Origin of the sequence: Frankia sp. CeD (assembly GCF_000732115.1) — a bacterium.
Lineage (GTDB): Bacteria > Actinomycetota > Actinomycetes > Frankiales > Frankiaceae > Frankia > Frankia casuarinae.
In genome coordinates this window covers 103,575-123,537 of the sequence record NZ_JPGU01000007.1, presented here as the reverse complement: position 1 = coordinate 123,537, position 19,963 = coordinate 103,575, and the positions used below count along the sequence as shown (strand labels likewise).

The window sequence follows — 19,963 nt, the reverse complement described above, 5'->3', positions numbered from 1 at the left end:
TNNNNGNNNNACCTGACCGTGCNGCTCTACATCGCGCTCGGCTGGGTAGCCGTCTTCGTGATCCCGGAGCTCGCCCACCGGGCCGGGATCGCCTCGATGGTACTTCTGCTCGTGGGGGGGGTCTGCTACAGCCTCGGCGCCGTCGTCTACGCCTGCCGGCGACCGGACCCGGCNCCCACGATCTTCGGCTACCACGAGGTGTTCCATGCCTTCNCCCTCGTCGCCGCGACCTGCCACTACATTGCGCTGCTCTTCGCCATCTACTAACAGCCTTCCCCCGCACGGCGGCTACCGGGGGCTCCGGCGGCTACAGCCGAGGGCCCACCGAGCGGATCTTCTCCACCTGTTCCATGGCCTCCCGGAGCTGGCGCAGCCAGCTGTCGGCGTTCTCGCCCACCAGACGTACGCACCAGGCGAGGGCCTCGCTGCGGCTGCGCGCCACCCCCGAGTCGACGAGGGTGTCGAGCACCTGGCGTTCCGGCTGGCGCAGCCGGGTCATCACCGGCACGGACAGCGCGGTGAACAGCTCGGTGGTGTCACCGACGGTCGCGCCCCACGCCACCTTGCGGTTGTACCGATGTTCGGCCTTCGTGGCGATGGCGATCCGTTCCTCACGGGTCTGCTCCCGGAACCGCCGGATCCGGGCCCCCGTCGCCGACGGCCCTCCTCCGGGCGCGACGCCGCCGGCCGCGAGTACCCCGATGACCGTGATCTCGTCCCGGTCCACGACCACCGTGGGCATCCCGGCGAACCACCCGGCCGGGATGTGCTCGGCGAACCAGGCTGCGGCGTCGTCCGCCGGAACCACCTCCGCCCGCTCCCCCGGTCTGCCGTACCCCCGTCCACGCGGACCGGACATGACGTGTCCCCTCGATCTCCGATCGGGACCCGCGCGCGGGCCCGGCCTGCCGGCTGATCCGGACCCGGAGGCCCGATCTGGCACTCCAGAGCGGATCCGAAGAACCCCTCGTGACAATTACATGCTTACCGCACCGCCAGTCTTACCGCATCACCAGTGCAACATGCTTACCGCATCACCAGTGAAAGAAGAGGGACGGTCAGCTGGCCACCTTCACCCCGAGTTGGCGGCGCACCTCGGCTGCGGTCCGGNCCGGCAGCTCACAGACGAAATCCCGGCACACGTACACCCCAGCCGTTTCCCGGCCGACGGTCAGCGGTCCGCTGGTCACCACGACCGCACCGGGCGCCGTGCCGAGGCGGGCGAGCCGTTCCAGCGCCGGGCTGTCCACGACCGCGACCTCGGCCGGCCCGGCCAGCAGCGCCTCGGCGACCGCACCGGCCCAACCGGCGAACCGGGCATCCCGGGCCAGCAACGGAGCGACGCGCGCCACCGTCGTCTCGGCGGCCGACCGGTGTTCGGTGGAACCGGTCAACGCCGCGTAGCTGACCAGGGCGCCGGCGACAGCCGCCTGGCCCGACGGGGTCGCCGAGTCCGAGTCGTCCCGCGGCCGGCGCAACAGCACCTCCGCGTCGTCCGCGGTATCGAAGANCCCCCCGTCAGAGGCCGCGAACCGATCACGGACGATGTCCAGCAGCGTCCCAGCGAGCGCGAGCCACTCCGGATCGCCGGTGACCTGGTGCAGGGTGAGCAGTCCCTCGGCGACGTCGCCGTAGTCCTCCAGTACCCCGGCGTTCACGCCAACCCGCCCGTCCCGGCTCGTCCGGCGCAGGCGTCCGTTGACGAGATGCACGTCCCGGAGCAGGACGGCGGCCTGTTCGGCGGCCCGCACCCAGTCCGGCTCGTCGAACAACGCGCCAGCCTCGGCCAACGCCGCGATGGCCAGGCCGTTCCAGGCGGCCACCACCTTGTCGTCGCGAGCCGGCTGCGGCCGGGTCGCCCGTGCCGCGGCCAGGGCCGCGCGGACCGCCGCGAACCTCGCCGGATCGTCCGGGTCCGCCGGCAGGCGCAGCACCGACGTACCACGTTCGAAACTGCCCTGCTCGGTGACGCCGNAGACGCCGGCGGCCCACCGCCCGTCTTCCGGCCCGAGGACGGCGACGAACTGGGCGGGTGTCCAGGCGTAGCTGGCCCCCTCCTCGGGGTGCGCTCCCGCCGGGGCAGCGCTCGCGGGAACGGCATCCGCGGGAACGGCATCCGCGTCGAGCGCCGAGGCGAACCCCCCCTGGGGGGTGCGCAGATCCGCAAGCAGGAAGGCTGCCGTCTCCCGGACCACCCGTTCGGCCAGTGCCGACCCGGTGGCCCGCCACAGGTGCAGGTAGACCCGCAGCAGCAGCGCGTTGTCGTAGAGCATCTTCTCGAAGTGCGGGACCGTCCACGTCGCATCGACGCTGTACCGGGCGAACCCCCCGGCGAGCTGGTCGTAGATGCCCCCACGCGCCATCCGTTCGCAGGTCACCGCGACCATCTCCAGGCTGCGCGCGTCCCCCGTGCGGGCGGAGTGCCGCAGCAGCATCTCGGCGACCATGGACGGCGGGAACTTCGGCGCACCGCCGAATCCNCCGTGACGGGCGTCAAAGCGGGCCGACAGCCCCGCCACGGCGGTGTCGAGCAGAGCCGGGGTGATCTCGGCTGCGAGACCGGACGCCGGACCACGCGTCGCCGCCTCGGCGAGCCGGCGGGCGATGTCCGCCCCCGACTCCTCGATCTCGTCCCGCCGGGTCCGCCAGGCCTCGGTGACCGCCGTCAGGACCTGGCGGAACGACCCCATGCCGGGCCGGGGACGCGGCGGGAAGTAGGTGCCGGCGAAGAACGGCTCGGCGGNAGGGGNGAGGAACACCGTCATCGGCCAGCCGCCGTGCCCGGTCAGGGCGACGGTGACGTCCATGTAGACGGAGTCGACGTCGGGCCGCTCCTCCCGATCCACCTTGATGTTGACGAAGTGGTCGTTCATGTACTCGGCGGTCGCGGCGTCCTCGAACGATTCGTGCGCCATGACATGGCACCAGTGGCAGGATGCGTAGCCCACCGAGAGCAGCACCGGCACCCCCCGCCGGGCCGCCTCGGCGAAGGCCGCCGGGCTCCAGGGCCACCAGTCGACCGGGTTGTCCGCGTGCTGCAGCAGGTACGGAGACGTCTGCTCCGCGAGCTTGTTAGGCACCCGAACTCCTCATGATCTGCGTGTCCGCCAGGCCCGCGGAACCCCGTAGGCCTCTGGATATGCAACCAAAGGCGCGCCCAGGTAGTCCGCCCTCATCTCCACGCCGCGCCGACGTGATCGGCGCGCTTCCTCGACCGGCCCGCCGCGCCGACGTACCCGGCGGATAGGCTCGTGGGACCGCACGATCCCCGCCGTCCGCTCGCCCGACCGCCGTCCGTCAGGCCGCCGTTCCCGCCGCGAGAGCGGTGAGAGGGTCGACGTACCAACGAGTTTGGATGGCACGAGCGATGAGTGAGACGGCCGAGCCCGGCGCCCGGACCGGCGCCGCGGACACCACGGTGGCACCGACCGGTGCGTCTGGCGGGATCATCCCGGCAGCCGCGGGCACCGCGGGCGGCGCCCCCGCCGGGACCGGGAGCGTCGAGCCGAGCTTCCGGTACGACGCCCGGCTCGCCGCCGACATCGAGCGGCGCTGGCAGCGCCGGTGGGCCGACGAGGGCACGTTCAACTCGCCGAACCCGGTCGGGCCGCTCTCGACGGGCTTCGAGAAGGTCGCCNGCCGGGAGCCGTTCTACATCATGGACATGTTCCCCTATCCGAGCGGCTCGGGGCTGCACGTCGGGCACCCGCTGGGGTACATCGGCACCGACGTGTTCGCCCGCTATCTGCGGATGTCCGGCCGGCACGTGCTGCATCCGTTNGGATACGACTCCTTCGGCCTGCCCGCCGAGCAGTACGCCATCAACACGGGCCAGCATCCCCGCGACACCACCAACGCCAACATCGCCAACATGCGCCGCCAACTCNCCCGGCTGGGGCTGGGCCACGACNCCCGCCGCGAGATCGCGACGACCGACGTGGGCTACTACCGCTGGACGCAGTGGATCTTCCAGCAGATCTTCAACAGCTGGTACGACCCGCAGGCCGGCCGGGCCCGGCCGATCGCCGAGCTGATCGAGGAGTTCGCCGCGGGCACCCGGGCGCCGGTAGCCGGCCCCGCCGGGGGGAACACGGCCGTGTCGGTTGACGCGGTCCGGGCGGCGAACCCGGCCGGGCTGGCGTGGACCGAACTCGACGAGGTGTCCCGCCGGAAGGTCGTCAACGCGCACCGCCTGGCCTACATCTCCGAACAGCTGGTCAACTGGTGCCCGGGGCTGGGCACCGTGCTGGCGAACGAGGAGGTCACCGCCGACGGCCGCAGCGACATCGGGAACTACCCAGTGTTTCGCCGGCCGCTGAAGCAGTGGATCCTGCGGATCACCGCCTATGCCGAGCGGCTGATCTCCGACCTCGACCTGGTCGACTGGCCGGACTCGATCAAGCAGATGCAGCGCAACTGGATCAGTCCGAGCGAGGGCGCCAGCGTCGAGTTCACCGTCGTCGCCCCCGGCGAGGAGGCAGGTGCGTCCGATCCGTCTGGCTCATCGACCGCCCGGCGTATCGAGGTCTATACCACCCGCCCGGACACCCTGGCGGGGGCCACCTTCCTGGTACTCGCGCCCGAACATCCCCTGGCCGACGCCCTGATCGCCGACACCTGGCCGGCGGACACCCCGGTGAGCTGGCGCTTCCCGGCGGGACGGCCGGGCGGCGGCACGGAACCGGCGGACACCGCCGGGCCGGAGGCGGGCGCCGATCCGGCGTGGACCCCGCGAGCCGCCGTCGACGCCTACCGGGAGTTCGCGGCCCACCGCAGCGACCGGCAGCGCGGCGAGGAGGTCATCGACCGCACCGGCGTGTTCACCGGCTCGTACGTGCGCAACCCGGTCGGTGGCGGGGNCATCCCGGTCTTCCTGGCCGACTATGTGCTGCTGGGCTACGGCACCGGGGCAATCATGGCGGTACCGGCGCACGACAGCCGGGACTTCTCCTTCGCCCGCGCGTTCGACCTGCCGATCCCCGCCGTGCTGGAGCCGGACGCGGACTGGTACGCCGCGCACGGGGTAGTGCCCGCGACTCCATCAGCGCAGTGGCCCGAGGCGTTCAGCGGTGCGGGCGAGTATCGGCCCGGTCCGGCCAGCGCCCCGGTGCTGGTCGGCCTGTCGAAAAGCGAGGCGATCAAGGCCACGGTTCACTGGCTGGAGGAGATCGGCGCCGGCAGGTCGGCGCGGTCGTACCGGCTGCGGGACTGGCTGTTCTCCCGCCAGCGGTACTGGGGCGAGCCGTTCCCGATCGTCTTCGATGTCGACGGGCTGCCCCACGCGGTTCCCGACGAGCTGCTGCCGATCGAACTGCCGGAGATGACCGACTTCCGGCCCACGGCGATGGCCGAGGACGACGCGAGCGACCCGGTGCCCCCCCTGGCCCGGGTGGCCGACTGGGTGACGGTCACCCTGGATCTCGGCGACGGGCCGAAGCAGTACCGGCGCGAGACGAACACCATGCCGCAGTGGGCCGGTTCGTGTTGGTACTACCTGCGCTACCTGGACCCGACCAACACCGAGCGCTTCGTCGACCCGACCGTCGAGCGCTACTGGATGGCCAGGCCGGGCGCGGTTCCCGGCGACGGCGGCGTCGATCTGTACGTCGGCGGTGTCGAGCACGCCGTGCTGCACCTGCTCTACGCCCGGTTCTGGCACAAGGTGCTCTACGACCTGGGCCACGTCTCCACCAAGGAGCCGTTCAAGCGGCTGTTCAACCAGGGATACATCCAGGCGGATGCCTTCACCGACGCCCGGGGCATGTACGTCCCGGCGGCCGAGGTGACGGCGACCCCCGACGGCCGGTTCCTCTTCCAGGGCGCCCCGGTCAACCGGCGCTCGGGCAAGATGGGCAAGAGCCTGAAGAACAGCGTCAGCCCGGACGAGATGTACGACAGGTTCGGCGCCGACACGCTGCGCGTCTACGAGATGGCGATGGGCCCGCTCGACGCTGACCGGCCATGGCACACCGACGACATCGTCGGTTCGCACCGGTTCCTCCAGCGGCTGTGGCGCACCGTCGTCGACGAAACCNCCGGGGCGGCCGCCGTCGTTGACGAGCCGTTGGACGGCGAGGCTCTTCGCGTCCTGCACCGGACGATCCTCACGGTCACCGCCGAATACGCGGGGCTGCGGTTCAACACCGCGGTCGCCCGGCTCATCGAACTAACCAACTTCGTCAGCAAGAGCTACGGGAAATCCCCCCCCCCCCGCGCGCTCGCCGAGCCGCTCACCCTGATGGCGGCCCCGCTGGCCCCGCACATCGCCGAGGAACTGTGGTCCCGCCTCGGTCACGAGGAGTCGGTCAGCACGGTCGCCTTCCCGATCGGGGATCCGGCGCTGGCCGCCGAGTCGGTCAGGACGATCCCGGTCCAGGTGAACGGGAAGGTCCGGTTCACCATCGAGGTTCCGGACGGTTCAGCGGAGCAGACGGTTCGCGATCTGCTCGCCGCGCATCCCGAGTTCGCCCGGCAGACCGATGGTCGGACGATCAAGAAGATCATCGTCGTGCCCGGTCGGATCGTGAATATCGCCATCTCCCCCGCCTAGCCGGGGTCTGCGGCAGCCGCCTACCGATCGCTCCCCGCGGAGCCCGCGGGGGGTCCAGGCTGGGTCGGCAGGTCCAGCTGCTCGCCGCCACCCGCCAGGCCCGCCGTGCTACCGGCGCCGGCGGTGCCGGCGGTCTCCTCGACGACCTCCCCGTCGATAACCGGCCCGTCTCCACCGTCCAGCCGGCGCATCGCGTTCGGATCAGGGTCGACGCCGGCGAACTCGCCGCTGGCGACGTTCGACCGCATCCGGCGCAGGCTCTTCGAGAGGAAGAAGAAGATCACACTGGAGGCCGCGATCAGTGCCAGGACGACGAGGAGCCCGACGGCTCCGGCGTCGATCTTCCTCTCGACCAGCACGGAAGCGGCGAAGACCTCGTTCACGGGCACGTCCTCACACCTGGTGTCCTCTGGTGTCCGCCACACCTGCTGTCACCGCCCGCCACGGGGACACTCCACGACGGGCGCCGATTCCGACCCTACGCCCTGCCGTACGAGTCCTCCGCCTCCGCGGTCACGCACCGTTGACTAGATCACATACTGTTCGAAAAGTCACATGCCATCCGAAAAGTCACATGCCACCTGAAAGGTCAGGTTACCGGAGAGTCACACGCCGTTGAACAGATCGTCTTCGGGCAGCATGCCGACCTCGATAAGAGAACGGGCCAGCTGGTAGTCCTCTGTCGGCCAGGCGTCCCGCTGCACCTCCAGGGGTATCCGGAACCACCATCCGGTGGGGTCGACCTGGGTGGCGTGGGCGATCAGTGCCCGGTCGCGGGTCTCGAACCAGTCCGCGCACTCCACCTGGGTGGTGAGCCGACCGGTGTCCTCGGCGCGGTCGACCCACTCGGCCAGCCGCTCGGCATAGGGGGACTCCAGACCGCGGGCCATCATCTCCTCGTGGAGAGCGAGGACGCGCTCCTTGTGGAAGGTGAGGTGGTAGTAAAGCTTGAGCGGCTGCCAGGGTTCGAGGCCGGCGTCGACACCGACCTCGGGATAACGGTCGGGATCACCGGCCGCCTCGAACGCCTCCACACTGACCCGATGGGTCATGATGTGGTCGGGATGCGGATACCCGCCCGACTCGTCGTAGGTCGTGATGACCTGCGGCCGGAACTGACGGATCAACCGGACCAGCGGACGGGCCGCCTCGCCGAGCGCGATGGTGGCGAACCGCCCGTCCGGAACAGGCGGCGGCGGATCGCCCTCAGGCAGTCCGGAGTCGACGAAGCCGAGCCACTCCTGGCGGACCCCGAGGATGAGCCGGGCGGCCTCCATCTCCTGCCTGCGGATCTCCGCCATCCGGGCGGCGACACCCGGCTGGTCCATCGCGGGGNTGAGGATGCTGCCCTCCTCTCCCCCGGTACACGTGACCACGAGGACGTCGGCGCCCTCGCTGGCGTAACGTGCCATGGTGGCGGCGCCNTTGCTGGACTCGTCATCGGGGTGGGCGTGGATGGCCATCAGGCGCAGGCCATGCCGATCGTGGACCGCGGGCATGCGGCCCATTGTTCCTGATGCCTCGACGTTGCTGATGCCTCGACGTTCCTGATGCCTCGACGTTGTTCCGGGCTCACCGGTCTGGGTGATCCGACCTCGTCCGAGGAACCGCCGGGGCCCGCCCCGCGTTCGGTCTGGAAAAGTCACCCAACGCCGTGGCACAATGCACCGTCCGCGCATGCTTCGACGGCAGGCCTGCCGTCGACCGGCGCACCGACATCGTCGTCGGCCCGGTCCGGAGGGCCGATGGACGACGGCCGGTTCCGTCGTCCTCCCACCCCTGCGTGAAGCATGCGTGGTCGAGGTCGAAGGCANGGGCTGTCGGANCNCCCGNANGGGCTGNCCCGCCGGTCCGGAGCTTCCGGGCGGTCCAGACGCCGCCAGAGCCACCAAGCCCGACATCGGATTCCTTGATTCATTTTGGTATGATGACCCTTTTGATGTTCACCGAGGAGCGTGACCCGCGTGACGCAGCAGACTTGGCTCACCCAGGAGGCATACGACCGGCTCCGCTCCGAGCTCGACTACCTGACCGGCCCGTGGCGTACGGAGATCGCGACCAAAATTGAGGCTGCCCGCGAGGAGGGCGACCTCAAGGAAAACGGCGGCTACCACGCGGCCAAGGAGGAGCAGGGCAAGCAGGAGGCCCGGATTCGCCAGCTCACGGACCTGCTGCGCGACGCCCAGGTCGGCGAGGCACCCGCGGCGACCGGCGAGGCCGGCCCCGGCACCGTCGTCGAGGTGCGCTTCTCCGGCGAACGGGAGACGGAGAAGTTCCTCATCGGCTCGCGTGAGGACCACAGCACGCCCATCGAGGTCTTCTCCCCGGCGTCCCCGCTAGGCGGCGCGGTGAGCGGGCACAAGGCGGGCGAGACCGTCTCCTACACGCTGCCCAACGGCCGTTCGGCCAAGGTCGAGATCGTCTCGGTGTCGCCCTACTCGGGCTGACTACGCCAGCAGCGGANGAGCGCCGGCCCGGCTGCACGGGTGGCGGCGTCGGCGTACCGTCANCGGGTGGAGGATCTGCCGGCACAGCCCAGTCATTCCATACCACCGACCGTGCCCCCGACCGTGGCATCTGCGGTCCACCCGCCGACGGCCGCCGCCCCGCAGTTCACCACCCTGGGTGGGCTGCGCCGCAGCGGGCACGCGCACCGCCCGGTGCGGACGGAGCTGCGCGACAACCTCGTCGCCCTGATGCAGGGCGACGGCCCCCGGTTCCCGGGCATCGTCGGTTTCGACGAGACCGTCCTTCCCCAGGTCGAGCGGGCCATCCTGGCCGGTCACGACATCGTCTTCCTCGGCGAGCGCGGGCAGGGCAAGACCCGGCTCATCCGCACTCTGGTGAGTCTGCTCGACGAGTGGTCGCCGGCCGTCGCCGGCTGTGAGATCAACGACCACCCCTACGCGCCGGTCTGCGGCCGATGCCGGGCGCTGGCGGCCGATCTCGGTGACGCGCTGCCGGTGGTCTGGCGGCACCGCGGCGAGCGGTTCAGCGAGAAGCTCGCGACCCCGGACACGAGCGTCGGCGACCTCATCGGCGACGTCGACCCGGTGAAGGTCGCCGAGGGCCGCACGCTCNGCGATCCCGAGACGGTCCACTACGGGCTGGTGCCACGCACCAACCGCGGGATCTTCAGCGTCAACGAGCTGCCCGACCTCNCCGAACGGATCCAGGTCGCGCTGCTCAACGTGCTGGAGGAGCGGGACATNCAGGTCCGCGGCTACCTGCTCCGGTTGCCGCTGGACCTGCTGCTGGTCGCCTCGGCCAACCCCGAGGACTACACCAACCGGGGGCGGATCATCACGCCGCTCAAGGACCGGTTCGGCGCCGAGGTCCGCACCCACTACCCGCTGCACCTCACCGACGAACTGGCGCTGATCCGCCAGGAGGCGGTGATGTCCTGGGCGGGGTCCCCGCTCGGCGCACCGGAGATACCCGATCACCTGGTGGAGATCGTGGCCCGGTTCACCCGGCTGGTGCGCGACGCCCCCCAGGTCGACCAGCGCTCGGGGGTGTCGGCCCGGCTGTCGGTGGCCGCGGCCGAGACGGTGGCGGCTTCGGCGGTCCGCCGCGCGGCGCTGACCGGCGAGGAGACGCCCACCGCACGGGTGGTCGACCTCGCCGCGATCGTCCCGGCGGTACGCGGCAAGGTCGAGTTCGACCAGCTGGAGGAGGGCCGGGAGGACGAGGTCCTCGCGCTGCTGTTGCGCCGCGCGGTGGCCGAGACATTCCGGGCAAGGCTGGCCGGCGCGGACCTCACCGGCCTGCAGGCCCGCTTCGACGCGGATGGCCCGGTCGAGACCGGCGACCTGGTAGCGGCGGCCGAGCTGCTGCGCCGGGTCGGGCCGGTGCCCGGGCTCGCGGCGATCCTGACCAGGCTCGGCGTGGACGGGGCGGAGTCGCCGGGGCTCGCGGCGGCCGCGCTGGAGCTGGCGATGGAGGGACTGCACCTCAACCGCCGGCTGGCCAAGGAAGAGCTTCCCGGACGGACCGTCTACGGCACCTGACCCGGCGGCACCTGGCCTCGGCACGGAAGCTTCCAGGAGGAACAGTGAATTCCGGAACATTCCGGTATGGCCCGTGGGACGGCGGACCCGACCCACTCGCCTCTCCCTTCACCGCGTCCGACGCCCTGGATGAGATGTCCCGCCAGATTCTGGAGGGACGCACCCCGCGGGAGGCTCTGGAGTCGCTGCTGCGCCGGGGCATGCCGGGCCGGCGTGGTCTGGACGACATGCGCCGGGCCGTCGAGCGGCACCGGCGGGAGGCCCGATCCCNCGGCCGGNTGGACGGGACACTCCAAGAGGTCCGCCGGCTGCTCGACACCGCCGTGGGCCAGGAACGGGCGGCGCTGTTCCCCGACCCCTCCGACGACGCCCGGCTGCGCGAAGCCGAGCTGGACGCGCTGCCCGCGGACCCCGCCCGTGCGGTGCGCTCGCTCGCCGAGTATGACTGGCGGTCCCCGCCGGCCCGCGAGACGTACGAGAAGATCTCCGAGCTGCTGCGTCGCGAGGTCCTCGATTCCCAGTTCAAGGGGATGAAGCAGGCCCTGGAGGGGGCCACGCCCGAGGACTTCGCCCGGATCCGGGAGATGGTCGGCGCGCTCAACGCCCTGCTGGAGGCGGACGCCCGCGGTGAGGACACCGACGAGGCGTTCGCCCGGTTCATGCGGGAGTTCGGCGACTTCTTTCCGGAGAACCCCGGCTCGCTGGAGGAACTGGTTGACGCGCTGGCCCGCCGGGCCGCCGCCGCCGCGCGGTTGCTGGCCGGGCTCACCCCGCAGCAGCGCTCCGAACTCGCCGATCTGATGTCCACGGCGATGGAGGACCTGGGGCTCGCCGCGGAGATGTCACGACTGGCGCAGGCGCTGCGCGCGTCCCGACCTGACCTCAACTGGGGTGGACGGCTGCGGGGGCGGGCCGGCCGGTTGGGCGACGGCCTGAGCGGCGAGGAACCGCTCGGTCTCGGCGACGCCACCACCGCGCTGGAGGAGCTCGCGGAGCTGGACGAACTGGCCGCCGCGCTGGGGCAGGACTACGCCGGGGCCTCCCTGGAAGACGTTGACCCCGAGGCGGTGGCCCGGGCGCTGGGCCGGTCCGCCGTCGACGATCTGCGAGGGCTGCAGGAGATCGAACGGGAGCTGGAGCGGCAGGGATTCCTCACCCGCCGGGCCGGGAGCCTCGAGCTCACCCCGCGGGCGGTGCGCCGGATCGGGCAGGCCGCACTGGCCCGGATCTTCCGGCAGGTCTCCGCCCGGGGCCGCGGGGATCACAGCGTGACCGACGCGGGTTCCGCCGGGGATCTGCTGGGCACCTCCCGGGCCTGGCAGTTCGGCGACACCCAGCCGATCGACGTCGTCCGCACGGTCCGCAACGCGGTGCTGCGCGGCGGTCCGCCCGGCCGGGGCCACCCGATCCGCCTGGCGGTGGCCGACTTCGAGGTCGCCGAGACGGAGCGCCGCGCCACGGCGGCGGTGTGCCTGCTCGTCGACCTGTCCTACTCGATGGCGCTGCGGGGCACCTGGGGCATCGCGAAGTCGACGGCACTCGCGCTGCACACGCTCGTCAGCACGTCGTTCCCGCAAGACAAGATCCACATTGTCGGCTTCTCGGACTACGCCCGGGAGCTGCGGCCGGTCGAGCTCGCCGGGCTCGACTCCGAGATGGTGCAGGGCACGAACCTGCAGCACGCCCTGCTCATCGCTGGCCGGTTGCTGAGCCGCTACCCGCAGTCGGAGCCGGTCATCATGGTGGTCACCGACGGTGAGCCCACCGCGCACCTGCTGCGCGACGGTACTCCCTCGTTCTCCTGGCCGCCGATGCCCGAGACCCTGGAGCTGACCCTGGCCGAGGTCGACCGGCTCACCCGGCGCGGCGTGACCGTCAACGTGTTCATGCTCGACGACGAGCCACGGCTGGTGCAGTTCGTCGAGGAGATAGCCAGACGCAACGGCGGGCGGGNTCTCTCACCCNATCCCNCCGCCCTCGGCAACTACGTCATCCGGGACTACCTGCGGGCCCGGGGCAGGCACCGCACCGCCCGCTGACCGCCGCGCCACCCCGCCCGGCTCGGCGGCGAGGCGTTCCCAGAACTCGACCGCGAGCTCCTCGTAGCCGAGCCCGAGATCGAGGGTCCGGCGCAGCGACCAGGCCAGGGCGCCCGCGGGCAGCGCGATCAGGGAGCGGTACACCTCCAGGTGAGCGCGATGCGCCGCCGCCTGGGCCCGCGCGAGCCGGCTGACATCACCCGGCCGGCCCAGATCGGCGAATGCCAGCTTGAGCAGGCCGGGATCGCGCAGCTCGGTGCGCCCGGCCTCCGGGACGGTGAGCCACGCGGCCAACCTGCTCCGGCCGGCGTCGGTCAGGCGAAAGATCCGCCGCCTGCGGCCGGACTCCTCCCGTTCCTCCGAGAGGAGTCCGGCCGCGGCAAGGCGGGGCGGCTCCTTGTAGAGCTGGGCGTGCGGAAACGACCAGAAGTTACCGATCGAGCCGGCAACCGCGACCTTGAGCTCGTACGGAGTGGCGCTGCCACGCCGCGCCACCTCCCCCAGGACCAGATACGACACCGGCGTCAGCGCGATTCCAGCCATGGTCTCGATGATATGGCTTGAATGATACGGGTTGAATGATACGGGTTTATAGGTACCGTCTCTTCCGGACTATCTAGCACCTAGCCGTCTTACCCCTACAGCCCTCTCCAACCGGCCCATGGAGAGGGGTCGACAAGGGCGGGAGGCGCGGCCCGCCGACCCACCCGTCCCACAACGCCCGCGAGCCGCCACAGAAGGCGACAGTACTGCTACTCTGCGCTGTCGTGACGTCACGGAGTGCAGACCAGGAGTCCGAGCGACGGGCGGACGCGGCACGCCTCCGCCCACTCCCGCCGGCGGATGTACCCGGCGCCACCCGGGCCCGCCCACGCCCGCCGGCGCGATCGAGGCTCACCGTCGCGATCCTGCTGACGGCGGGCGTCGCGCTGGCACCCGCGGCCCTTCCGGCCAGCCCCGCCCAGGCGGCGTCGGACACCGGGCGAGGGGGCGCGCCGATCGCCGCCACGTACCCGGGATCCACCGCGGGACAGCTCCTCTCGGCGCCGGGGGCGGTGACCCTCGCCGAGCAGCGCGAGGTCGAACGGTACTGGAGCGCGCAGCGGCGGGCCCNAGCCTTCGGGGCCCGCACGAACGACCATGCCGATGCCGCCCCCCNCAGTCCCGGGCCGGCCCCGCCTGCCGCCGGCGACTCCGAAACGGCCGCGAGCGACGCTCCCCCGCCCCCGAGCGCCGGAACGCCCTACACCCGGGGCGGGCTGGTGACCACGACCACCGGCCGGTTGTTCGCCACCATCGGCGGCAGTGACTACGCCTGCTCCGCGAGCGTCGTGTCCAGCCCCAGCCGTGACCTCGTGGTCACCGCGGGGCACTGCGTGCACGGCGGTAGCGGGGAACAGTTCGCGCGGAACGTCATCTTCATCCCCGGGTTCGACAACGGCGCGATGCCCTACGGCATCTGGACCGCCCGCCGGCTTACCGTGACGTCCGGGTGGGCCCGCCAGGACGACTTCGACGTCGACACCGGCTTCGCCCTGTTCAACCCGTCCCCGTCCCGCGGCCGTCATCTCGAGGACACGGTCGGATCCCAGGGCATAGCCTTCGATCTTCCGGGGACGTATCCGCAGTACACCTTCGGCTACCCGCGGCTGCCCCCCTACGACGGCAGCCAACTCGTCTACTGCGCCGGCCCCGGCTTCGGCGACCCCTACGGCAGCCCGTCGATCGGCGTCGCCTGCCGCATGACGGCCGGCGCCAGCGGCGGGCCACTACTCACCGGCCTCGGCCGGCTCGGTTCCGGGCACGGCTGGGNCGACGGGGNGGNCAGCTACGCCTATGCCGGGGTCAACGACAAGCTGTACGGAACTCACTTCGGCGACGTGGTGAAGTCGCTCTACTACCAGTCCTACCGGCTCTAGCGGATCGCCGTCCCCCGGGATACGGCCGACGGACGACGATCGATACCTTCTGCGCATGCCGCATTCGGGCAGCTTCGGGCTCCTCCTGACCGTGCACGTCGTTCTCGGGGTCTTCGTCATCGGTCCGCTGACGCTGATCACCGTGGTCACCCCGCGCCTGCTGCGGTTGGGGGCCGGTGCCCTGCCGATCCTGCGCCTGTGCGTGCGGATGATCCGGGCTCTCGCGCTCGCCTCACTGCTCATCGTCGTGACGGGCCTCGGGCTGGTGCATCAGGGATCATTCGGCAGCGTGCGGTCGCTGGGCGACCCCTGGCTGTCGGGTGCCCTCGTGCTGTGGGTGGTGGCCACCGGGATCTCGCTGGGCATGATCGCGCCCGGGCTCGCCCACGCCGTCAAGGAGATCGACGCGGGCGGTGACACGCGTCGGCGTACCCTTCCAATCATGGGGGGTGTCGCCGTGAGCACCGCCTGCTGGATACTGATCATCGCTTTCATGGTCATCAAGCCCGGGACCTGACGCGGCCGGGCCACCGCGACGATCCGGGCAGGCGGGTCGTCGCTCAGCTCGCCTGCGCGAGCGTCCCGCGACGATCGACTTCCCCGCGATGCACGACATCGTCAAGCTTGTCCAGGATGCGACCCCAGACCTGGCGGGGGAGCTCATGCCCCATCCCGTCGATCTCCAGCAGCTCCGCGAGCGGGATCGCCGCGGCCGTCAACCGACCACCGAGGACCGGGACGAGCGGGTCCGCGTCACCGTGGACGACGAGGGTGGGGACCGGGAGCCGCGCGAGCCCGGGGGTGCGGTCGGGCGCCGCGAGCACGGCGGCGATCTGGCGCATGACCCCGACCGGGTTCGGGCGACGGCCCCATTGGATCTCGGCCCGCCGCCGCAGCCACGCCACGTCCGGCGCGAACAACGGCGAGCCCAGGACCTCCTGCGCCTCGTGCCCGGCGAGGACGAACTCCTCCAGGTCGGCCGGCGCCGGCCGCAGGAACAGCGCGATCGCCTCGGCGGTCGGCTGCACCCGGTGGTCACCCGGATGGGACATCATCGAGGTGAGGCTGCGCACCCGCTCGGGGTTCCCGAGGGCCACGATCTGGGCGATCATGCCACCCATCGAGCTGCCCATCAGGTGCGCCGACTCGATCCCGAGGGCGGTCAGCAGGCCGACCGCGTCCGCGGCCAGGTCCTCGAGCCGGTAGGGAGCGAGGTCGAAGCGACCGCTCAGGATCGCCGCCAGGTCGGGCCGACCGAGCTGGTCGAGATGAGTGGACAGTCCCACGTCCCGGTTGTCGAAGATGATCGTTCGATAACCGCGACGACCGAGCGCGGCCAGCAGGTCCGGGTGCCAGCCGACGAGCTGCTGCCCGAGGCCGCCGATCAGGAGCAGCGGCAACCCGTCCTCGTCGCCGTGGATCTCGTAGGCGAGGTCGATGCCGTTGACTGAGACGATGCCCATGGTCGGAAGGTAGCCATCCCATGGCGCCGGCGCACGAGTTCCACCGGCAATCGGCCGGAGGCTACCCGAAAGGGCCAGGCGGATGCCGGCAGCGCGGCCGTCGAGCGGCGAACACCCCACCCATCAACTACTTTAGGTAGTCGCTCGACTTCCTAAAGCGATTATCCTGCTGGGCGACCCCACCGGACGGGCACACATGATCTTTCCGACGATCGAGTTTGCGGCGTTCCTTGTCGTGGTGCTGGCGATCTCCTGGCTGCTGATGCCCCGGCCGAGGCTGTGGAAGCCGTTCATCCTCGGGGCGTCGTATTTCTTCTACGGCTTCGCGGACGCACGCTTCGTGCTGCTGATCGTGGCCTCCACCTTGATCAACCAGGGTGCCGCCGTCGCGATCCACCGCTGGCGCGACCGCCGCGTCCTCATCGCCGCGATCGTCTGCGACCTCGGCCTGCTCGGCTGGTTCAAGTACTACAGCTTCTTCGCCCTGTCGGTGGACCGCGCGCTGGCCGAGATCGGTCTCCCCACGGCGCTGCCCCTGCTCCAGGTGGCGCTGCCGATCGGGATCTCGTTCTTCACCTTCCAGGCGCTGTCCTACGTCATCGACGTCCATCGCGGCACCAGCACACCCGCGTCGCTGCTGGACTTCGCCGTGTACGAGGCGTTCTTCCCGCATCTGGTCGCCGGTCCCATCGTGCGTGCGCGCGAGTTCATCCCCCAGCTCGCCACGCCACGGGACCCGAACCAGGTCCAGGCCACCCGGGCCGTGTTCCTGATCGTGGGCGGCCTGGTCAAGAAGGTGGTGCTCGCCGATCTGATCGCCTCACGCCTCGTCGACCCCGTCTTCGACGCACCCGGCCAGCACTCGTCGCTGGAGATCGCCACGGCCGGCTACGGCTACGCCGTGCAGATCTACTGTGACTTCTCGGCGTACTCCGACATCGCGATCGGGATCGCCCTCCTGCTCGGCTTCCGCTTCCCGGACAACTTCGACCGTCCCTACGCGGCCGTCACCCTGCAGGACTTCTGGCGCCGCTGGCACATGACCCTGTCCCGATGGCTACGGGACTACGTCTACCTACCGCTCGGAGGGAACCGGAAGGGGCAGCGGCGCACCTACCTCAACATCATGATCACCATGACTCTGGGTGGTCTCTGGCACGGCGCCGCCTGGACGTTCGTCCTGTGGGGAGCGCTGCACGGCGGTGGGCTGGTGACCGAACGCCGGATCCGGGCCCGACGGGCGGACCGGATCCGGGCGACGGAACGGGCCCGAGCCACGGGACAGGAGCAGATCCCGGGACGGGCCCGAGCCACGGGACAGGAACAGATCCCGGGACAGGCCGAATCGGCGGGGCTCTCCGCGATGCCGCTACCCCGGCCGGGATCGGAGAGCCCCGCACCGCTCCTTTCCGCTGGCGGATCCGGCGCCGTTATTGGTCCCGGTCCCGCTGCCGGCTTCGGCATCGCCGGCAGTTCCGCGGGGACGCCAACCACGGCGAGCCGCCGGACGATCATCGCCGCACAGGCCGCGCTTCCCGAAGCGGTCCCCAACCCGGTCCGCGCCTGGGCCGGCCGGCTGGCCGTCTTCCACTTCGTGTGTGCCACCTGGGTCCTGTTCCGAGCGCCCGACCTGGCAACGGCACGCGAGCTCGTCGTCCGGCTGTTCACCGCGAGCGGACCGGCGCCGCTGGTCACTCCGACGGTCCTCGCCGCCATCGGGGTGGGACTGGCCACCGCAGCCGTCCCGCGCGTCTGGTGGATCCACGCGCAGGCCGCCTTCACCCGACTGCGCCTTGGCGCCCAGATCGCGCTGCTCACCCCGAGCATCATGATCATTTATGCGATCGTCGGCCCACAGGACGTCGCGCCGTTCATCTACTTCCGCTTCTGAGTCACGCTCGCCTGCTCTCCCCAGCCCAACCCCGGTCCCGGAGCCTGAGTGTTACCCCGGCCGGGGTAACACTCAGGCCGGACGATACGAGCAACGGCGAGAGGGACTTTAACTTAGAGTAATCTAATAGCAACGCCCGATCACATTCCGGGACATCTGTGACCTGCGTCAACGAAGCCGAGGGGCGATGACTGAGCGTGAAGATTCGGCGCCACCGGGACCCCCGGCGACCGCACCCGCGGCGACCACCGGCGTCGTCCGGGTTCGGCAGGCCTTCCTGCTGGTAGCCGTCACCCTGGGTCTGCTGGCGGTGCTCCGCGCCTCGGCGATGGTGCACGCGGGCGAGGGCATGCGCCCAGGACTCACCCGCACGCTCGTGCTGGGCGTGGCCCGGCCGACCGAACGGATCACCCGGACCGTCCATCTCGACGAACCGGACCGGTGGTTGTCGCGCGCGTTTGGTCACGACGCCAAGTCCGGCGGCACCTTCTCCGAGCTGGCATCGGCGGCCAGCCGAGCTGAAGCCGAGCCCGATCGCCCCGGCGCCCTCGGGCCGGGCGCCGCCGGTTCCCACCGCTCCCCGCTGCCACCGCGCCACCCGACCGCGGCCGATCCGCTGCGCGTCCTGGTCACCGGGGACTCGCTGACGGAATCACTCGGNCCGAGCATCATNAACAGTGCGCCNGCCACGATCCGGGCACAGACCGAGACGCGGTTCGGCACGGGCCTGGTGCGGCCCGACTTCTTCGACTGGGCCACCCATGCCCGGGCGCAGATCACGCAGCGCAACCCAGAGCTGGTGATCGTCGCAATGGGCGGGAACGACGGCCAGGGCATCACGCTTGCGGACGGAACCGTCCTGCCGGCCGGATCGGACGCGTGGACCGCCGAGTACCAACGGCGTGCCATCGTCGTGATGCGGATCTGGAGCGGCGACGGAGCCCGCCGAGTGCTGTGGCTCAGCCTCCCGCCGGCCCGGTCGGACCAGCTTAACGGCTACTTCCGCCGGCTGAACGAGGCGACCCTCGACGCCACGACCAGGGTGGTCGGAGCCCGATATCTCGATCTCACCCCGTGGTNGTCGAAGAACGGCGCATACAGCGACTACCTCACCGGCACGGACGGTAACACCGTCCTGGCCCGAGCCCGTGACGGCGTGCACCTGAGTCTCGACGGCGCGCGGATCGCCGCGGGACACGTTCTGGAAACCGTGCGCAGCACGTGGAACCTGCGGTGAACGACGATCGGACCGACCGACCGAACTGGACGATCAGACCGACCGAACGCTCAACGGGGGCGGAACCCGAAGCCCGCGCCGCCCAGATCCCGGCGGGCCTCCAGGACGGCGGCCCGGGCGGCGGCCAGGACGTCGCGACCGGACGGCGCCGCCGCACCGGACACCGAGATCGCGCCGACGAGCTCGTCGGCGAGGACCGCGAGCTGGTCGGTCAGGGCATGCGGCGCCAGCCGCGGCGGACGAGCGCCGGCCGGCGCTCCCGTGCCGGCCCGCTCGCCGAGCGACGCCAGTTCGTCGAGCAGCCGAACGGCCCGCTCCGCCCTGGTACCACCGGATTCCACCGGAACATCCCATGATGACCCGGACCAACACTGAAGGCGGTGAATCAGCAGGCCGACCTCACGGGTGAGATCACGGACCTCGTCGGACATCCGAGCAGGTTACCTGACGATGACGGGAACGGGTCTTGCTCTCTACTGTGGTATAGGGCACCCTCCAGACATGGTCCGTTGACGTCGGGTTTCACCTCAGGAGGCGCGCATGTCGCTGAACCGCTCCGCCCAGACCCACCNGATCCTCATCGAGCGGATACCGAAGGCAACCGGCCACGACGTGAACCACTGGCTCGATCGGCTCGACGACGGACCCGGCCTGCTCCGCTTCGCAGAGCGCGTCAACTGGCTGCGGGCCGAGCACGACCTGCCGCACTGCTATGCGGCGGCCCTGGTCCATGAGGCCGATCTGCGGCGGCGGGCGATCCGCGCGTAGACACTCGGCGGCCCGGCCGCGCAGGCCCGGCCGCTCGGTGGGGCGTCGAGGTACGGCCCGGCTTCCCGCAGCTGTCCCCCGCCCCA

At 71.1% G+C, this 19,963-nt stretch carries 16 protein-coding genes and 1 pseudogene (1 of these 17 running past the window's edge); 10 read left to right on the top strand and 7 right to left on the bottom strand.

Annotation, left to right across the window (positions count from 1 at the left end; translation table 11 throughout):
* Nucleotides 1-267: pseudogene (locus CED_RS07170) on the top strand (hemolysin III family protein); it begins 429 nt to the left of the window's first position.
* A 40-nt stretch (nucleotides 268-307) separates the two neighbouring features.
* Here CED_RS07170 and CED_RS07165 read toward each other — a convergent pair.
* Nucleotides 308-859 carry a hypothetical protein gene (locus CED_RS07165; protein WP_011438273.1) on the bottom strand — a complete coding sequence of 184 codons (552 nt, stop codon included), beginning with the start codon at nucleotides 857-859 and terminating at the stop codon, nucleotides 308-310.
* 199 nt (nucleotides 860-1,058) lie between these two features.
* Nucleotides 1,059-3,080 carry a thioredoxin domain-containing protein gene (locus CED_RS07160; RefSeq protein ID WP_035909338.1) on the bottom strand — a complete coding sequence of 674 codons (2,022 nt, stop codon included), beginning with the start codon at nucleotides 3,078-3,080 and terminating at the stop codon, nucleotides 1,059-1,061.
* 275 nt (nucleotides 3,081-3,355) lie between these two features.
* Between CED_RS07160 and CED_RS07155 the strand changes: the two genes are divergently transcribed.
* Nucleotides 3,356-6,550, top strand: a complete 3,195-nt coding sequence (locus tag CED_RS07155; protein ID WP_152569716.1) for a leucine--tRNA ligase — start codon at nucleotides 3,356-3,358, stop codon at nucleotides 6,548-6,550.
* 20 nt (nucleotides 6,551-6,570) lie between these two features.
* On the opposite strand, the gene CED_RS07150 is transcribed toward CED_RS07155, so the two are convergent.
* Both CED_RS07150 and mca read right to left on the bottom strand, forming a co-directional pair.
* Nucleotides 6,571-6,933: a hypothetical protein gene (locus tag CED_RS07150; RefSeq protein ID WP_023840081.1), complete on the bottom strand. Its 363-nt coding sequence runs from the start codon at nucleotides 6,931-6,933 to the stop codon at nucleotides 6,571-6,573.
* 222 nt (nucleotides 6,934-7,155) lie between these two features.
* Nucleotides 7,156-8,058: a mycothiol conjugate amidase Mca gene (gene mca, locus CED_RS07145; RefSeq protein ID WP_035909336.1), complete on the bottom strand. Its 903-nt coding sequence runs from the start codon at nucleotides 8,056-8,058 to the stop codon at nucleotides 7,156-7,158.
* 456 nt (nucleotides 8,059-8,514) lie between these two features.
* On the opposite strand from mca, the gene greA reads away from it, so the two are divergent.
* The 3 genes from greA (at nucleotide 8,515) to CED_RS07130 (ending at nucleotide 12,599) form a co-directional block, all read left to right on the top strand.
* Complete coding sequence (greA, locus tag CED_RS07140) at nucleotides 8,515-8,997, top strand: transcription elongation factor GreA (protein ID WP_011438278.1); 483 nt, start codon at nucleotides 8,515-8,517, stop codon at nucleotides 8,995-8,997.
* A 123-nt stretch (nucleotides 8,998-9,120) separates the two neighbouring features.
* On the top strand, nucleotides 9,121-10,560 hold the full coding sequence (locus CED_RS07135) for a magnesium chelatase (RefSeq protein ID WP_200875381.1): 1,440 nt from the start codon (nucleotides 9,121-9,123) through the stop codon (nucleotides 10,558-10,560).
* Between the two features lie 44 nt (nucleotides 10,561-10,604).
* Complete coding sequence (locus tag CED_RS07130; RefSeq protein WP_035909334.1) at nucleotides 10,605-12,599, top strand: VWA domain-containing protein; 1,995 nt, start codon at nucleotides 10,605-10,607, stop codon at nucleotides 12,597-12,599.
* On the opposite strand, the gene CED_RS07125 is transcribed toward CED_RS07130, so the two are convergent.
* Entirely contained in the window at nucleotides 12,519-13,142 is a 624-nt protein-coding gene (locus CED_RS07125) for a PadR family transcriptional regulator (protein WP_035909332.1), read from the bottom strand. The two genes, CED_RS07130 and CED_RS07125, sit on opposite strands and share 81 nt — an antisense overlap.
* 224 nt (nucleotides 13,143-13,366) lie before the next feature.
* On the opposite strand from CED_RS07125, the gene CED_RS07120 reads away from it, so the two are divergent.
* Nucleotides 13,367-14,518, top strand: coding sequence for a serine protease (locus CED_RS07120; protein ID WP_035909331.1), 1,152 nt, complete (start codon nucleotides 13,367-13,369; stop codon nucleotides 14,516-14,518).
* Nucleotides 14,519-14,573: 55 nt separating this feature from the next.
* Nucleotides 14,574-15,035: a membrane protein gene (locus CED_RS07115; RefSeq protein ID WP_011438283.1), complete on the top strand. Its 462-nt coding sequence runs from the start codon at nucleotides 14,574-14,576 to the stop codon at nucleotides 15,033-15,035.
* Nucleotides 15,036-15,078: 43 nt separating this feature from the next.
* Here CED_RS07115 and CED_RS07110 read toward each other — a convergent pair whose 3' ends face one another.
* Nucleotides 15,079-15,981 carry an alpha/beta fold hydrolase gene (locus CED_RS07110; protein WP_011438284.1) on the bottom strand — a complete coding sequence of 301 codons (903 nt, stop codon included), beginning with the start codon at nucleotides 15,979-15,981 and terminating at the stop codon, nucleotides 15,079-15,081.
* Between the two features lie 196 nt (nucleotides 15,982-16,177).
* Between CED_RS07110 and CED_RS07105 the strand changes: the two genes are divergently transcribed.
* Together CED_RS07105 and CED_RS07100 are read left to right on the top strand one after the other, a co-directional pair.
* Entirely contained in the window at nucleotides 16,178-17,872 is a 1,695-nt protein-coding gene (locus tag CED_RS07105; protein WP_011438285.1) for an MBOAT family protein, read from the top strand.
* A 187-nt stretch (nucleotides 17,873-18,059) separates the two neighbouring features.
* On the top strand, nucleotides 18,060-19,109 hold the full coding sequence (locus tag CED_RS07100; RefSeq protein ID WP_035909329.1) for a DUF459 domain-containing protein: 1,050 nt from the start codon (nucleotides 18,060-18,062) through the stop codon (nucleotides 19,107-19,109).
* Between the two features lie 50 nt (nucleotides 19,110-19,159).
* Here the strand turns inward: CED_RS07100 and CED_RS07095 are convergent, their stop codons facing one another.
* Nucleotides 19,160-19,450 carry a hypothetical protein gene (locus CED_RS07095; protein WP_235186942.1) on the bottom strand — a complete coding sequence of 97 codons (291 nt, stop codon included), beginning with the start codon at nucleotides 19,448-19,450 and terminating at the stop codon, nucleotides 19,160-19,162.
* Nucleotides 19,451-19,649: 199 nt separating this feature from the next.
* On the opposite strand from CED_RS07095, the gene CED_RS07090 reads away from it, so the two are divergent.
* Nucleotides 19,650-19,877 carry a DUF4287 domain-containing protein gene (locus CED_RS07090; RefSeq protein WP_035909327.1) on the top strand — a complete coding sequence of 76 codons (228 nt, stop codon included), beginning with the start codon at nucleotides 19,650-19,652 and terminating at the stop codon, nucleotides 19,875-19,877.
* Nucleotides 19,878-19,963: the final 86 nt, after the last annotated feature.

Excerpts from the sequence above, each read along its gene's own strand:
- CED_RS07165 (WP_011438273.1), bottom strand. The coding sequence starts at position 859 with ATGTCCGGTCCGCGTGGACGGGGGTACGGCAGACCGGGGGAGCGGGCG.
- CED_RS07110 (WP_011438284.1), bottom strand. The coding sequence starts at position 15,981 with ATGGGCATCGTCTCAGTCAACGGCATCGACCTCGCCTACGAGATCCAC.
- CED_RS07105 (WP_011438285.1), top strand. The coding sequence starts at position 16,178 with ATGATCTTTCCGACGATCGAGTTTGCGGCGTTCCTTGTCGTGGTGCTG.
- CED_RS07115 (WP_011438283.1), top strand. The coding sequence starts at position 14,574 with ATGCCGCATTCGGGCAGCTTCGGGCTCCTCCTGACCGTGCACGTCGTT.